Raw genomic sequence first — 15,134 nt, 5'->3', positions numbered from 1 at the left:
GGTCGGGAGGTGGCTGCTGCCGTTCCCCCGCTCACTGGCCCCCGCGCAGCCGTGACAACAGCCTGTCCATGGCACGATAGCCCAGGGCTTCGATCAGATGCGCTCTCTCGATGGTGGCGTGTCCCGCCAGATCGGCGATGGTGCGCGATACCCGCAGGATGCGGTGCCAGGCCCGGATGCTGAGCCCCAGCTTCTGGATTGCACCCTCCAGAAACTCGGCATCCTGTGGCGATAATCTGCAAACATCTTCGATTTCACGACTATCCAGCAGATTGTTGAGTTTTCCGCTGCGACTCAGCATGCGCTCTCGCGCCCCCAGCACCCGTTCGCGTATCTGCTGGCTCGATTCCCCCCGCTCCGCCTTGCCGGTCAGGCTCCCCCTGGGCAAGAGCGGGACCTCTACCGTCAGATCGAACCGATCGAGAAAGGGGCCGGAGAGCTTGCCCAGATAGCGCAGGATCTGATCCGGGCTGGAGCGGGTCTGGCCGTCGCCATAATGGCCGCAGGGGCTGGGATTCATGGCACCCACCAGCTGGAAGCGGGCGGGAAAATCCACCTGGCGGGCGGCACGACTGATGGTGATGTGCCCGGTCTCCAGCGGCTCGCGAAGGGAGTCGAGCACCTTGCGCTCGAACTCCGGCAGTTCATCCAGAAACAGTACCCCGTTGTGGGCGAGGGAAATTTCGCCAGGCCTGGGATGGGTACCCCCGCCCACCAGCGCCACCGCCGAGGCGCTGTGATGGGGCGTGCGATACGGCCTGTGGTGCCAGTGGCCCGCGCGGGGGGTGAGGCCGCCGATGGAGTGGATGGCGGCGGTCTGCTGCGCTTCTTGTTCGCTGAGCGGCGGCAGAATGCCGGGCAGACGGCTGGCCAACATGCTCTTGCCGGTGCCGGGGGGGCCGATGAACAGCAGGTTGTGGCTGCCGGCTGCGGCGATCTCCAGCGCCCGCTTCGCCTGGGACTGACCGATCACGTCCTGTAGATCCGGCACGTCGGGCAGGGTCTCCGCGCTCTGGGGTTCCGGCAGCGGTAGTTCGTACTGGCCCGCCAGCCAGGCGGTGACCGCCAGCAGCTGGTGGGCGGTGCGCACCTCGGCATCCTGTATGAGGGAAGCCTCCGGACCGTTCTCCCGTGGGACCAGCAGGGTGCGCCCCGCGTCGCGGCAGGCGAGCACCGAGGGGAGCACCCCAAGCACGGGGCGGATCTCGCCGGTCAGGGCCAATTCCCCTAAAAATTCGTGATCTAGCAGGTATTTTGCGGGTATCTGCTTGGATGCGGCGAGAATGCCGATGGCGATGGCCAGGTCGAAGCGGCCCCCCTCTTTGGGCAGATCCGCAGGTGCCAGGTTGACCGTGATGTGCTTGGCCGGAAATTCGAAATTGCCGTTGAGCAGGGCGCTGCGCACCCGATCCCGCGACTCTTTCACCGAGGTTTCCGGCAACCCCACCATGTTGAAGGCGGGCAGGCCGTTGGAGAGGTGCACCTCCACCGTGACTTGCGGCGCCGCTATCCCCAGGCTGGCACGGCTATAAACAACAGCTAATGACATAAATACCGTCCTTGGTTTGATGTATATGCTGGTTAACCGTTTTTTATTAGTTTTTTGTTCCAGTCGTCAGGTTTCAGAGCAGTAAAAATCAGAGTCTTGTCAGGTAAAAAGTGCTTGCCCAATAAAAATCACCGTGCTAGTTCTAATAGCCATTCGCGGCAAGCTCCGCTCCCATTTCACAGGATTTCCGGTTGTAACTATGAACATGGCCTCCCGTTTCGTCAGCATTATTGTGGTCCTAGTGGTGATTATTATCTCACCGCTCGGGGCTCGTTTGGCTGCACGGAACAAGGGATAGACCCACCACCGGACAGAACGAAACAAGCGACCCCCGAGCCTCACGGCCCGGGGGTTTTTTTTCGACCAAAGGACAGGATTTTCCACATGAACGGCGCGCAGTTTTTGGTACAGGCTCTCAAAAAACAGGGTGTGACCCAGGTATTTGGTTACCCGGGCGGGGCCATCATGCCGGTCTACGACGCCCTGTATGACGGTGGCCTGGCCCATCAGCTCTGCCGCCACGAGCAGGGTGCCGCCATGGCTGCGGTGGGTTATGCCCGCGCTTCCGGTCAGGTGGGGGTCTGCATCGCCACCTCTGGCCCCGGCGCCACCAACCTGGTCACCGGCCTCGCGGAGGCACTGCTCGACTCTGTACCGCTGGTGGCCATCAGCGGCCAGGTGCCCTGCGCCGCCGTCGGTACCGATGCCTTTCAGGAAGTGGACGTGCTCGGCATGTCCCTCTCCTGCACCAAGCACTCCTTCATGGTGACGGACCCGGCGGATCTGGGACGGGTCATTGCCGAAGCCTTCGCCATCGCCACCGAAGGGCGTCCAGGCCCCGTGCTCATCGACCTGCCCAAGGATGTGCAACTGGCCGCCGTTCCCTCTCAAAGCCCGCTGTTTGCCGTGGAGGAACCCGACCCCCTGAATCCGGCCGAACTGACGGTCGCCCGTACCCTGCTGGCCGGAGCTGAGCGTCCGGTACTCTACGTCGGCGGCGGGGTGGGCATGGCCAATGCCGAGCAGCAGCTGCGCGACTTTGCCGCCACCACGGGGATGCCGGCGGTCACCACCCTCAAGGGGATAGGTGCCCTCGACCCCGACAGCCCCGTTTATCTGGGCATGCTCGGCATGCACGGTACCAAGGCCGCCAACCTGGCGGTACAGCAGTGCGATCTGCTGGTGGTGGTAGGCGCCCGTTTCGATGATCGGGTGACCGGCAAGCTGGAGGAATTTGCCCCCGAGGCGAAGGTGATCCACCTGGATGTGGACGCCGCCGAGTTCGGCAAGCGCCGCGCCGCCGATGTGGGGATCACCACGGATCTCAAGCGTGTGCTGCCCGCCCTGGCGATGACGCTGACCCTCGACCCCTGGCGCGAGCACTGCGCCACCATGGCTCGGGAATACGCCTTCCGCTACGACCATCCGGGTCAGGCCATCTACGCCCCGGCCCTGCTCAAAGAGCTTTCAAGCCAGCTGCCTGACACCAGCGTGGTGGCCTGCGACGTGGGTCAGCACCAGATGTGGGTGGCCCAGCACATGCGTTTCACCAGCCCGCGCAACCACCTCTCCAGTGCCGGCCTCGGCACCATGGGCTTCGGCCTGCCCGCCGCCATCGGCGCCAAGATGTCGCGCCCCGATGACGAGGTGGTGCTGGTGAGCGGGGACGGCTCCTTCATGATGAACGTGCAGGAGCTCGGCACCATCCGCCGGGCCCGGCTCAAGGTGAAGATGGTGCTGCTGGACAACCAGCGCCTCGGCATGGTGCGCCAATGGCAGGAGCTGTTCTTCGACGGTCGCTACAGCGAGACCAATCTGTCCGACAACCCCGATTTCGTCGCCCTGGCTGCCGCCTTCGGCATTCCCGGCGAGACCATCACATGCAAGGAAGAGATAGGTCCGGCACTGGATCGCCTGCTGGCGAGCGAGAGTGCCTATCTGCTGCATGTGGCTATTTCAGAGGAAGAAAATGTCTGGCCCCTGGTTCCGCCAGGAGTCGCCAACCACAAGATGATGGAGCAACGCCCATGAACCAGCTCAATACCAGCACCCTGGAAATCCATGCCCAACCCAGACCCGAAGTGATGGAACGGGTGCTGCGGGTGGTCCGTCACCGCGGTTTCAATCTCTGCGCCCTCAACATGGAGCAGGATTGCCAACAGCTGCGGATCACGGTTACTGTCGAATCGGTACGTCCCATCCAGCAGTTGTGGAGCCAGCTGGTCAAGCTGGTGGATGTCTCCCGGGTCGATGCACTGGAACAGCAACCCCGGATCAGAGCTTAAGGAGCCAAGCCAATGTCACAGCCTTCCCAATCCGCCGCCCACCCCCAATACATCTGGTTCAACGGCAAGCTGGTCCCCTGGCAGGATGCCCAGGTGCATGTCATGAGCCATGCCCTGCACTACGGCTCCTCGGTGTTCGAGGGGGTGCGGGCCTATGACACTCCCAAGGGGACCTGCATCTTCCGCCTGCAGGAGCACACCCGCCGCCTGTTCGACTCCGCCAAGATCTACTGGATGGACGTCCCCTACAGCGAGTCTGAGGTGAATGAAGCCTGCCGCACCGTGGTGCGCGAGAACGGCCTGAAGAGCGGCTACCTGCGCCCGCTGGCCTTTGTCGGCAACGTGGGGCTGGGGCTGCATCCGCCGCTGGATGCCAAGGCCGACCTCATGGTCGCGGCCCTGCCCTGGGGCGCCTACCTCGGAGAAGAGGGGCTGAAAAACGGGGTAGATGTGTGCGTCACCTCCTGGAACCGGCTCGCTCCCAACACCATCCCGACCGGTGCCAAGGCGGGGGGCAACTATCTCTCTTCCCAGCTCATCAGCCGCGAGGCCAAGCGCAACGGCTTCGCCGAGGGGCTGGCGCTGGACGTGAACGGCTACCTGAGCGAAGGGGCGGGGGAGAACCTGTTTCTGGTGAAGAACGGCGTGCTGTTCACCCCGCCCGCCACTGCCGCCATCCTGCCCGGCATCACCCGCGACACCATCATGACGCTGGCGCGCGACTTGGGTTACGAGGTGCGCGAGCAGGCGCTGCCCCGTGAGGCGCTGTACGTCGCAGACGAAATCTTCATGACCGGCACGGCGGCCGAGGTGACCCCGGTGCGCTCGGTGGATCGGATGAAGGTGGGCGCCGGTTGCCGTGGCCCGGTGACCGAGCAGTTGCAGAACGCCTTCTTCGGCCTGTTCAACGGCAAGACCGAAGACAAGTGGGGCTGGCTGACGCCGGTCAACGACTGATGATAGCGGGGAGGCGTCACGCCTCCCCGAGTCGCTTCCGGTGAAGGCTCCCCGAGGTGCCTTCACCAGGATCGATTCCCGATCCGCGAATCACACATTCATGTTGAAAGACAATGCGCCCCAGGGGCATTCAGGGAGTAGAGACAATGCCGAAGTTGAGATCCGCCACCACCACCCACGGACGTAACATGGCCGGGGCCCGCGCCCTCTGGCGTGCCACCGGCATGACCGATCAGGATTTCGGCAAGCCCATCATCGCCGTGGTCAACTCTTTCACCCAGTTCGTGCCGGGCCACGTCCACCTCAAGGATCTGGGCCAACTGGTCGCCCGCGAAATCGAGGCGGCTGGCGGGGTCGCGAAGGAGTTCAACACCATCGCCGTGGATGACGGCATCGCCATGGGCCACGGTGGCATGCTCTATTCCCTGCCGTCCCGGGAGCTCATCGCCGACTCGGTGGAGTACATGGTCAACGCCCACTGTGCCGACGCCATGGTCTGCATCTCCAACTGCGACAAGATCACCCCGGGGATGCTGATGGCTGCCCTGCGCATCAACATCCCGGTGATCTTCGTCTCCGGCGGCCCCATGGAAGCGGGCAAGACCAAGCTCTCCGACCAGATCATCAAGCTGGATCTGGTGGACGCCATGATCCAGGGCGCCGACCCCAAGGTCTCCGATGCACAGAGCGATCAGATCGAGCGCAGCGCCTGCCCCACCTGCGGCTCCTGCTCCGGCATGTTCACCGCCAACTCCATGAACTGCCTGACCGAGGCACTGGGTCTCTCCCAGCCGGGCAACGGCTCCCTGCTGGCGACCCACGCCGATCGCGAGCAGCTGTTCAAGCTGGCGGGCCAGCGCATCGTCACTCTGGCCAAGCGCTGGTATGAGCAGGACGATGCCTCGGCACTGCCGCGCAACATCGCCACCAAGGCGGCGTTCGAGAACGCCATGGCGCTCGACATCGCCATGGGCGGCTCCACCAATACCGTGCTGCACCTGCTGGCGGCAGCCCAGGAGGCGGGTGTCGACTTCACCATGGCCGATATCGACCGCATGTCCCGCAAGGTGCCCCAGCTTTGCAAGGTGGCGCCCTCCACCCAGAAGTACCACATGGAAGACGTGCACCGCGCCGGCGGCGTGGTCGCCATCCTGGGTCAGCTGGAAAAAGCGGGCCTGGTGCACGGCGATACCCGCAACGTGCTGGGCACCTCCCTGGTGGAGCTGCTGGCTGAATATGACGTCAGCCGCAGCAATGACAAGGGGGTTCACGACTTCTACCGTGCAGGTCCTGCCGGCATCCGTACCACCAAGGCGTTCAGTCAGGATTGCCGCTGGCCCGAGCTGGATCTGGACCGCGCCGAGGGGTGCATCCGCTCCTTCGATCACGCCTACAGCCAGGAAGGTGGCCTGGCGGTCCTCGCTGGCAACCTCGCCCTCAACGGGGCCATCGTCAAGACCGCCGGGGTGGACGAGGAGAACCTCACCTTCCGCGGCCCGGCCCGGGTATTCGAGAGCCAGGAGAGCGCGGTGAGCGGCATTCTGGACGGCACGGTGAAAGCCGGTGAAGTGGTGGTGATCCGCTACGAAGGCCCGAAAGGGGGCCCCGGCATGCAGGAGATGCTCTATCCCACCACCTATCTCAAGTCGATGGGATTGGGCAAGGCGTGTGCCCTCATCACCGACGGTCGCTTCTCCGGCGGCACCTCGGGTCTCTCCATTGGCCATGTCTCCCCGGAGGCGGCCTCCGGTGGCACTATCGGTCTGGTGGAGGATGGCGACATCATCAACATCGACATCCCGGCCCGCAGCATGGTGCTGGAGGTGGCCGACAGCGTGCTGGCTGCTCGTCGCGCCGCCGTCTCTGCCCGTGGCTGGAAGCCGGTCGATCGTCAGCGCGAGGTCTCCTTTGCCCTGCGTGCCTACGCCATGTTCGCCACCAGCGCCGACAAGGGCGCGGTGCGCGATCGCACCCTGCTGGGGGAGTGAGAGGATGAACTGTCATGATATGGGCGCATTGCACGCCCTTCGCCACGAGACGGGGGTATAAACCATGGTCTCTGCGGCGGATTATCTACGCAAGGTACTGCTCTCCCCCGTCTACGAGGCGGCGAGGGTCACCCCTTTGCAAACCCTGAAGAAACTCTCCGAGCGGCTCGGCAATCACGTCAGCCTGAAGCGGGAGGATTTGCAACCGGTTCACTCCTTCAAGCTGCGCGGCGCCTACCACAAGATCGCCACCCTGACCCAGGAGCAGAAAGAACGCGGCGTCATCGCCGCCTCTGCCGGCAACCACGCCCAGGGGGTCGCCCTGTCGGCCGCCAAGCTCGGCATCAAGGCGATCATCGTGATGCCCAAGACCACGCCGGACATCAAGATCGACGCGGTGCGCCGTCAGGGCGGCAACGTCATGCTGTTTGGCAACAGCTTCGATGAGGCCTACGGCGAGAGCCGCCGACTCGCCGAGTTGGAGGGCTACACCCTGATCCCGCCGTTCGACGACGTCGAGGTGATCGCGGGCCAGGGCACCATCGGCAAGGAGCTGCTGGAGCAGGATACCCACCTCACCCACGTCTTCGTGCCGGTGGGCGGCGGCGGCCTGGCCGCCGGGGTGGCGGTCTACATCAAGCAGCTGCTGCCGGATGTGAAGGTGATCGGGGTGGAGGCGGAGGGGTCCGCCTGCCTCAAGGCGGCGCTGGCGGCCGGCGAGCCGGTCAATCTGGAGCGGGTCTCCCTGTTTGCGGACGGGGTGGCGGTCAAGCGCATCGGCGAGGAGACCTTCCGCCTGTGCAACCAGTATCTGGACGAGGTGGTGACCGTCTCCAACGACCAGATCTGCGCCGCACTGAAAGACATCTTCGATGACTGTCGCGCTATCGCCGAGCCGTCGGGGGCCTTGTCCCTGGCAGGCCTCAAGGCCTACAGCGAGCGAGAGCAGGTGAAAGGGGGACGGATGGCGGCCATTCTGTCCGGCGCCAACGTCAACTTCCACAGCCTGCGCTATGTGTCGGAGCGTTGCGAAATCGGCGAGAAGCGCGAGGGCATGCTGGCGGTGACCATCCCCGAGCGCAAGGGGGCCTTCCTCGACTTCTGTCGTCAGCTGGGGCCGCGCATGGTGACCGAGTTCAACTACCGCTATGCGGATGCCGAGCAGGCGTCGCTGTTCGTTTCGGTGCGCCTCACCGGCGGTGACGAGGAGCTGGGCCAGATCATCGATCAGCTCGGCGGCAACGGTTATCCGGTGGTCAACATGACCGAGAGCGAGCTGGCCAAGAACCACGTGCGCTACATGATTGGCGGCCGCCCGGCCCGGCCCCTCGGTGAGCGTCTCTACAGCTTCAAGTTCCCTGAGCAGCCGGGGGCCCTGATGCGCTTCCTCGAGACCCTGGGCTGTCGCTGGAACATCAGCCTGTTCCACTACCGCAACCACGGCGCCGACTACGGACGGGTGCTCTGCGCCTTCGAGCTGCCGGACGAGGACGTGGCGGCTTTCCACGACTACCTGCACGAGATTGGCTACGGCTGGAAAGAGGTGAGCGAGGATCCCGCCTACCGCCTGTTCCTGGCGAGCCAGGGCAGTCAGTGAGCGGGGGCCATCCCCTTGCCAGATGAAAAACGAAGAGCCCGGCTCTTCGTTTTTTTATGGGCAACGCGCCGGCCCCCATGATTGGGGGCACGGTGGCTGATAATGTCGCCAATATCACACTCCTGAGTCCCTGGTCGTTTGAGGCTGGTTGCAGATGGGATAATCTGAATGCGGGGCATGGGTTCAGGGCCCCGTCAGGGAAGAGAGACGCAGCCGCGTCATAACAATTCATTGCAGGGGCTCATCCATGAACAGATCTATGCTCGCCGTCCTGATCGGCGCTTTGATGGCAACAGGGACGGTGCAGGCTGCCGCCCAGGACAACACCTGGTATGTCGGCGGCAAGGCCGGCTGGTCAAATTATTACGGGGTGGATTACAACGCTCAGGTCGAAGAGCTGTTCGATGCGACCAAGGTGAACGAGAACAGCGATGATCTCGGTCTGGGGCTGTTTGCCGGTTATCAGGTGAACAGAAACGTGGCGGTTGAGCTCGGCTATGACTGGCTCGGCAAGTATCAGGTGGACAAGCACTACTCGGGCAACGGAGTTGATTTCGCACTCGATGGCGAGGCCAAGGCCCAGATGGTGCAGGCCACCATGAAGATCATCCTGCCTGCAACCTCGGCACTGGATATCTACGGCCGTCTCGGGGGGGCCTATGCCTGGACCGAGAGCTCACTCAACGTCAGGGCCAGCGATGGCACCAGCAGCCTCTCCGAATCCCATGAGGGCAACAAATATCATGGTGCCGCCTTTGTCGGGGCGCTGGGGGTCGAATACGCCATCGACAAGGATTGGGCCGCCCGCCTCGAATACCAGTACACCACACCCCTTGGCAAGACTTCCCTCGACGAGTCAGGCATCGAGATGGACAACGGCCTGCTGTCGGTCGGCATGCTCTATCGCTTCGGCCAGATCGGCGACGAGCCGGTGGCACCAACGCCTGCGCCTGAACCTGCGCCCGCCCCGGCCCCCGTGCTGGTGGAGAAGCAGTTCAGCCTGGATTCCGATGTGCTGTTCGAGTTCAACAAGGCGACCTTGAAGCCAGCCGCCAGCCAGGCCCTCGACAACCTGTTTGCCCAGATTCTGGCGGCCAATCCGAAAGACGGGGTGGCGACGGTGATCGGTCATACCGACCGCATCGGCTCGGAGGCCTACAACCAGTCCCTCTCCGAACAGCGTGCCCGCACGGTGGCGGATTATCTCATCGCCAAGGGATTGTTTGCCGACAAGGTGCGTGCCGAAGGGCGGGGAGAGTCTTCGCCCGTGACCGGGGGCAGCTGCCCGGATGGCGCCAAGGCGCAGATGATCGCCTGCCTGGCCCCGGATCGCCGGGTCGAGGTGCGCCTGACCGGGGTCTCCCAGGTCGCCGAATAAGCCATCTTTGCCTTGCTATTAAACAACGAGGGGGCCTTGGCCCCCTCGTTGTTTATGTGGGTGTGAGCCGTGACGTTTGCAGCCGCTTGGCGCAATGACTCACCATGATCAGCAGCAAGGCGCCGGGCAGCACTGTTTGCCAGAGGAAAGGCCAGGACTGGGTGGTGAGCAGGATCAACAGTGGATTGGCTCCGGCGGGGGGGTGGATCAGCCCCAGTCCCTGCATGAGTGCAATGGACAGGCCCACACCCAGCGCCAGCTTGAGTTCCATCGGTAGCGGGAGCAATTGCACCACCAAACCCACGGTGGCCGATAACAGGTGGCCTCCCAGCACGTTCTGCGGACGGGCCAGCGGACTGTCCGGCAGTGAGAAGAGCAGCACACAGCTTGCCCCGAACGGTGCCATCAACAGGGTTGACTGCCAGCTCATGTCCAGCCAGCCGAGCAACATTATGGCCAGGCAGGCACCGAGCCCTGCCAGCCAGGCACTTCGCCATCGTCTTGTTTCCATCTCCTGTCTCCTTGTCTGTGCCGGATCACTTGATCCAGCCTGCGACATTAGGTAGACAGATCGGTGTACTTCAAGAGGAAATTCACCATGAGCGAAAAACGGCAACAGCTGATGACGACAGCCTATCGGCTGTTCAATCGTCACGGCTTTCACGCCACCGGCATCGATCGCATCTGGGCCGAGGCGGGCAGTACCAAACGCACCCTCTATCGCCACTTCCCCACCAAGGATGCCTTGATCGAAGCCGTGCTGATGGCACGGGATGCGGAGTTCTTTGCCCTGCTCGATGCCAGGATGGATGGGGTGTCGGGGCGGGAGGCCAGGTTGCTGGCGCTGCTCGATGGCTTTGCAGACTGGTTTGGCCGCCGCGACTTCTACGGCTGCAACTTCATCAACGCGAGCGCCGAGTTCTCCGATCCTCGCCACCCGGTGCGCAAGCTGGTGGTGGCCCACAAGCGTGCGTTGCTGAACTGGGTCAGGGAGGCCCTCGAATGCACCGAGGTGCAGGCCACCGGGTTATGCCTGCTGCTGGAAGGGGCCGTGGTGATGGCCCACAGCTATGAGCAGCCCCTGGCTCTGGAACAGGCCAGGGTGTTGGCGGAGGCCGTGCTGGCAGAGCCGCGCTAGTTCAGTTCCGTGGGGTCGATATCCAGACTCCAGCGCACCCGCTTGGTCTCGGGCCACCCCTCCAGCTCCGTCACCGCCCAGTCGAGCAGCTGGGCCAGCGGTGCACGGCTGGGCCCCTGCACCAGCAGCTGCATGCGAAACTTGCCCGCCTTGCGCTCCATGAAGCCGCTGATGGGCCCCAGCACCTGCACCTGGGGATAGCGGGCGCTGCGCAGGGTATCGGCGAGACGACTGAGGAACAGCTGTACCTCGTCGCGGCCGTTGGCCTCGGCCCGGAACAGTCCCTGATGGCTGAACGGTGGCAGCCCCAGCAGGCGGCGCTCTTTCAGCGCCGTGTCGGCGAAGTGGCCATAGCCGTTCTGGGTCAGATCCTGCAGTAGGGCGTGTTCGGGATGGTGGCTCTGCAGCACCACCAGCCCCGGTTTGCTGGCGCGACCAGCCCGGCCCGCCACCTGGGTGTAGAGCTGGGCCAGCTTCTCGGCGGCGCGGAAATCGGCGCTGAACAGGGCGCCATCCACGTCCAGCAGGCCCACTAGCGTCACGTCCGGGAAGTGGTGGCCCTTGGCCAGCATCTGGGTGCCGATCAGGATCTTGTACTTGCCCGCCTTGATGTCGCCGAGGTGCGTCTCCAGCTCCCCCTTGCGGCGGGTGTTGTCCCGGTCGATGCGCACCACCGGATATTGCGGGAACACGGTGCCAAGCAGTTGCTCCAGCTGCTCGGTGCCGACCCCGGAGCCGATCAGCTCGTTGCTGCCACACTCTGGGCAGTGGTGGGGCAGCGGGCGCACGCTGTCGCAGTGGTGGCAGTGCAGCCGCCGACCGGCCTGGTGCCAGGTGTACCAGGCGTCACAGCGCTCGCAGGCGGCACTCCAGCCGCACTGGTGGCAGATGAGTGCCGGCGCATAACCCCGGCGGTTGAGAAACAGCATCACCTGGTTGCCCGCCGCCAGGTGTTCGGCCATCAGCTGCTCCAGCTGGGGGGAGAGCCCGGCCTGCAGCCGCGCGTTCTTGATGTCGAGGATCACCTGGCGAGCGGTCTGGGCGTTGCCGGCGCGCCGGGTCAGGCTGAGGTGGTGATACTTGCCGCTACGGGCGTTGTGCAGCGTCTCCAGCGACGGGGTGGCAGATCCAAGCAGGATGGGAATGCCGGCGCGATGGGCCCGCATCACCGCCAGATCCCGGGCGTGGTAGCGAAAGCCGTCCTGTTGCTTGAAGGAGCCGTCGTGCTCCTCGTCGATGATGATGATGCCGAGGTCCTTGAACGGCGTGAACACCGCGGATCGGGTGCCGATCAGAATGGCGGCACCACCGTCGCGGCAGGCCAGCCAGGCATCGAGCCGCTCCCTGTCGTTCATGGCGGAGTTCATCGCCACCACGGGCACGTTGAAGCGGCGGCGAAAGCGGTTGATGGTCTGGGGGGTGAGGCCGATTTCCGGCACCATCACCAGCGCCTGCTTGCCCGCCTTGAGCAGGGGCTCGAGGATGCTGAGGTAAACCTCGGTCTTGCCGGAGCCCGTGATGCCGTCCAGCAGGAAGGCACCGAACTTGTTGCTCTGGCTGGTGACGGCGGCCACCGCCAGCGCCTGCTCGCCGTTGAGGCGCAGCCCCTCACCCGGCTCGAAGCGGGTGGCCCAGTCGCCATCATGGCTCGGCTCCAGCGAGCGCTTCTCCAGCAGTCCCTTCTTCTCCAGCGCGGTGAGGGCCGCGCTCTGGATCTCCTCCTGTTTGAGGGCGGAGGGGGTCTGCGGCCCCTTGCGCAGCAAGGCGAGGGCCTGCTGCTGCTTGGCCGCCCGCTTGAGCTCGTTGAGGTCGATGGCCATGCCCGCATCGGTAGCAAACCAGAACTCCAGCTCCCGATAGGCGGCGGGCTCACCCTTGCGCACCAGCACCGGCAGGGCATGGGGCAGCACTTCCCCCAGCGGATGCTGGTAGTAACCGGCGCTCCAGGCCATCAGCGCCAGAATGTCGGGCCCCAGCACGGGGGAGCGGTCGAGCACCCTCTTCAAGGGTTTTAATTTGTTGCGGGGGACCTGGCTCTCGGTCGGGTGATCCACCACCAGACCAACCAGGGTCTGCGGGCCGAACGGGATCTCGACCCGGCAACCGGGGGCAGGCAAGGGCAGGGGAGAGAGATAGTCGAAATGACGGCGTAACGGCACCGGTACAGCCACACGAACCAGATCCAGCGTTTGGGAAGAATTCACCAGGGGTTGCCTATTTTTTCTGCGAAGCCACTTGCCTGATCTCAGGCGTTTCCTATATTATTCGCAGCCTTTGAAACTGTGTTCAACAATCGTGTGGTGTCCGACAAGAGATCGGATGGCGACACGGCCTGATAATTGAGGTTGTCCATGAAAGCTGGTATCCATCCTGACTACGTAGCCATCACCGCCAAGTGCTCTTGCGGTAACGTCATCAACACCTTCTCTACCATCGGTAAAGATCTGAACCTGGACGTGTGCTCCGAGTGCCACCCGTTCTACACCGGCAAGCAGAAAGAAGTTTCTAGCGGCGGCCGCGTAGACAAGTTCAACAAGCGTTTCGGTGGCTTGACCTCCAAGAAGTAATCTTGCTTCTGAAGAATTCTGAAAAAGGCGCCCATCGGGTGCCTTTTTTATTGGCCGCCATTCTGTAATTCCCCGCTTTGCCCTATGGTGTTGGCTCAACCAAGGGAGAAGAGCCGATGCGCACATGTCTGGTGATGGGAGCTGCCGGGTACATAGGATCCTACCTGGTGCCTCATCTGCAGGGTCTGGGGTACAGGGTCATCGCCGGGGCCCGTCGTCCCTGCCGTCTGCCGGAGGGGGTGGCGTTTCGCCTCGCCGACAGCCTCAAGCCGGCCACCCTGCCCCCTGCGCTGGCGGGGGTCGACACCGTCTTCTATCTGGTTCACGCCATGGGGGCGGGGGCCGGTTTTCACCGGCTGGAGCAGCAGGGAGTGAAGAACTTCGCCGCCGCCGCCCGTGCCGCCGGGGTGCGCCGTATCGTCTATCTCGGCGCCATCCAGCCCGAGCCCTGCAACAGTCGCCACCTCAACTCCCGGCGCTACTGTGGGGAGCTGTTTCGCAGCGCAGGGGTGCCCACGGTAGAGCTGCGTGCCGGCATCATCATAGGCCCCGGCTCGGCGGCGTTCGAGGTGATGCGGGATCTGGTGTACAACCTGCCCATGATGGTGACGCCCAAGTGGGTGCGTTCCCGCACGCCCCCCATTGCCCTCTCCAACCTCTTGCACTATCTGGGCGGGCTGGTGGAAGCCGACGGGGTGGATGGCCAGATCTTCAATGCGGCCGGCCCCGAGCTGCTCAGCTACCAGCAGCAGCTCCAGAAGTTCGCCACCCATATCGGCAAACGCTGCCCCATCATTCCGATACCTTTTTTGAGCCCCCGGCTCTCCGCCTGGTGGCTGCAGTTCGCCACCTCGGTTCCCCAGCCCATCGCCAAGGCGCTGGTGGGGGGGCTCAAGCACGACATCCCGGCGGATGATGGCCCCTTGCGCGCCCTGTTGCCCCAGCATCTGCTCAGCTTCGATGAGGCGCTGGCGGAGAGCCTGGCGCTGGAGCAGAGGCTCGGTGCCGAGCAGCACGGGGAGGAGACGCCCCTTGGTCTGCGCTGGCGTCATCCCGAGTATGGCTTCTACGACCGCACCGCCAGCGGGGAGGCGGATTGCCTCGCCGCCCCCGAGGTGGTGTGGCAGGTGTTGCAGCAACTGGGGGGTGAGCAGCGCTACTTCTACATGAACGAGCTGTGGGTGGTGCGCGAATGGATGGATCACCTGATCGGCGGCCCGGCCCGGACCCGGGGACGCACCAACCCGGATCGCTTCGTGAAGGGGGACATGCTGGACTCCTGGCAGATCCTCGGGGTGGATGAAGGACGCAGGCTGGATCTGCTGTTCAACATGAAGGCCCCCGGCGTCGGTCGGCTGGAGTTCAACATCCAGCCCTTGGAGTCCGGCCTGACCCGGCTGCGGGTGACGGCCCACTGGCATCCGCAGGGGGCCTGGGGGCTGGCCTACTGGCTTGCCATGCTGCCGTTTCACCTCTTCATCTTCCAGGGGATGACGGAGGCCATCGCCCGGCAGGCAGAGGCAAAAGCCGGCATTCCAGTCATGGATTGAAATCGAATCTATAACTAATTGGGTAGTTTTGGGTGGCATGACATGCTACTGATTAGCCTGTCATTGCTATCCAGCGATATTTTATGCTGTGAAAGGGCGGGGGATTTCTTTATGATCCTCAGCCC

At 63.9% G+C, this 15,134-nt stretch carries 12 protein-coding genes; 9 read left to right on the top strand and 3 right to left on the bottom strand.

The window, feature by feature from the left end:
- Positions 1-31: 31 nt before the first annotated feature.
- A complete protein-coding gene (locus tag AB5Y47_RS00590; RefSeq protein ID WP_052815775.1) occupies positions 32-1,549 on the bottom strand; it encodes a YifB family Mg chelatase-like AAA ATPase in 1,518 nt (505 codons plus the stop codon).
- A gap of 384 nt (positions 1,550-1,933) precedes the next feature.
- Between AB5Y47_RS00590 and ilvG the strand changes: the two genes are divergently transcribed.
- From ilvG to ompA, 6 genes are all read left to right on the top strand, one after another.
- Positions 1,934-3,580 carry an acetolactate synthase 2 catalytic subunit gene (gene ilvG, locus AB5Y47_RS00585; RefSeq protein WP_041211990.1) on the top strand — a complete coding sequence of 549 codons (1,647 nt, stop codon included), beginning with the start codon at positions 1,934-1,936 and terminating at the stop codon, positions 3,578-3,580.
- Complete coding sequence (ilvM, locus tag AB5Y47_RS00580) at positions 3,577-3,834, top strand: acetolactate synthase 2 small subunit (RefSeq protein ID WP_010676086.1); 258 nt, start codon at positions 3,577-3,579, stop codon at positions 3,832-3,834. The genes ilvG and ilvM overlap by 4 nt, the downstream gene beginning before the upstream one ends.
- 12 nt (positions 3,835-3,846) lie before the next feature.
- Positions 3,847-4,791: a branched-chain amino acid transaminase gene (locus AB5Y47_RS00575; RefSeq protein WP_039039680.1), complete on the top strand. Its 945-nt coding sequence runs from the start codon at positions 3,847-3,849 to the stop codon at positions 4,789-4,791.
- 146 nt (positions 4,792-4,937) lie between these two features.
- Positions 4,938-6,779 (top strand): dihydroxy-acid dehydratase, encoded by a 1,842-nt coding sequence (ilvD, locus tag AB5Y47_RS00570; RefSeq protein ID WP_043153414.1) that lies wholly within the window; start codon positions 4,938-4,940, stop codon positions 6,777-6,779.
- 64 nt (positions 6,780-6,843) lie between these two features.
- Complete coding sequence (gene ilvA / locus AB5Y47_RS00565) at positions 6,844-8,376, top strand: threonine ammonia-lyase, biosynthetic (protein ID WP_041211987.1); 1,533 nt, start codon at positions 6,844-6,846, stop codon at positions 8,374-8,376.
- 247 nt (positions 8,377-8,623) lie between these two features.
- Entirely contained in the window at positions 8,624-9,754 is a 1,131-nt protein-coding gene (gene ompA / locus AB5Y47_RS00560) for a porin OmpA (protein ID WP_048209598.1), read from the top strand.
- Positions 9,755-9,806: 52 nt separating this feature from the next.
- On the opposite strand, the gene AB5Y47_RS00555 is transcribed toward ompA, so the two are convergent.
- Complete coding sequence (locus tag AB5Y47_RS00555) at positions 9,807-10,202, bottom strand: HPP family protein (protein ID WP_171864758.1); 396 nt, start codon at positions 10,200-10,202, stop codon at positions 9,807-9,809.
- Positions 10,203-10,352: 150 nt separating this feature from the next.
- On the opposite strand from AB5Y47_RS00555, the gene AB5Y47_RS00550 reads away from it, so the two are divergent.
- Positions 10,353-10,892 (top strand): TetR/AcrR family transcriptional regulator, encoded by a 540-nt coding sequence (locus tag AB5Y47_RS00550; protein WP_213320517.1) that lies wholly within the window; start codon positions 10,353-10,355, stop codon positions 10,890-10,892.
- Here the strand turns inward: AB5Y47_RS00550 and priA are convergent.
- Entirely contained in the window at positions 10,889-13,096 is a 2,208-nt protein-coding gene (gene priA / locus AB5Y47_RS00545; protein WP_368219594.1) for a primosomal protein N', read from the bottom strand. The two genes, AB5Y47_RS00550 and priA, sit on opposite strands and share 4 nt — an antisense overlap.
- Positions 13,097-13,243: 147 nt before the next feature.
- Here priA and rpmE point away from each other — a divergent pair, with 147 nt between their 5' ends.
- The gene (rpmE, locus tag AB5Y47_RS00540) at positions 13,244-13,459 is read left to right on the top strand and encodes a 50S ribosomal protein L31 (RefSeq protein WP_010676078.1); all 216 of its coding nucleotides are present in this window, start codon (positions 13,244-13,246) and stop codon (positions 13,457-13,459) included.
- 116 nt (positions 13,460-13,575) lie between these two features.
- Entirely contained in the window at positions 13,576-15,009 is a 1,434-nt protein-coding gene (locus tag AB5Y47_RS00535; protein WP_042864746.1) for a DUF2867 domain-containing protein, read from the top strand.
- Positions 15,010-15,134 lie beyond the last annotated feature (125 nt).

Source organism: Aeromonas sp. R7-2 (genome assembly GCF_040908105.1).
Classification (GTDB): Bacteria; Pseudomonadota; Gammaproteobacteria; order Enterobacterales; family Aeromonadaceae; genus Aeromonas; species Aeromonas caviae.
Note: the sequence above shows the minus strand (reverse complement) of the source record. Positions and strands in the feature narration are given on the sequence as shown.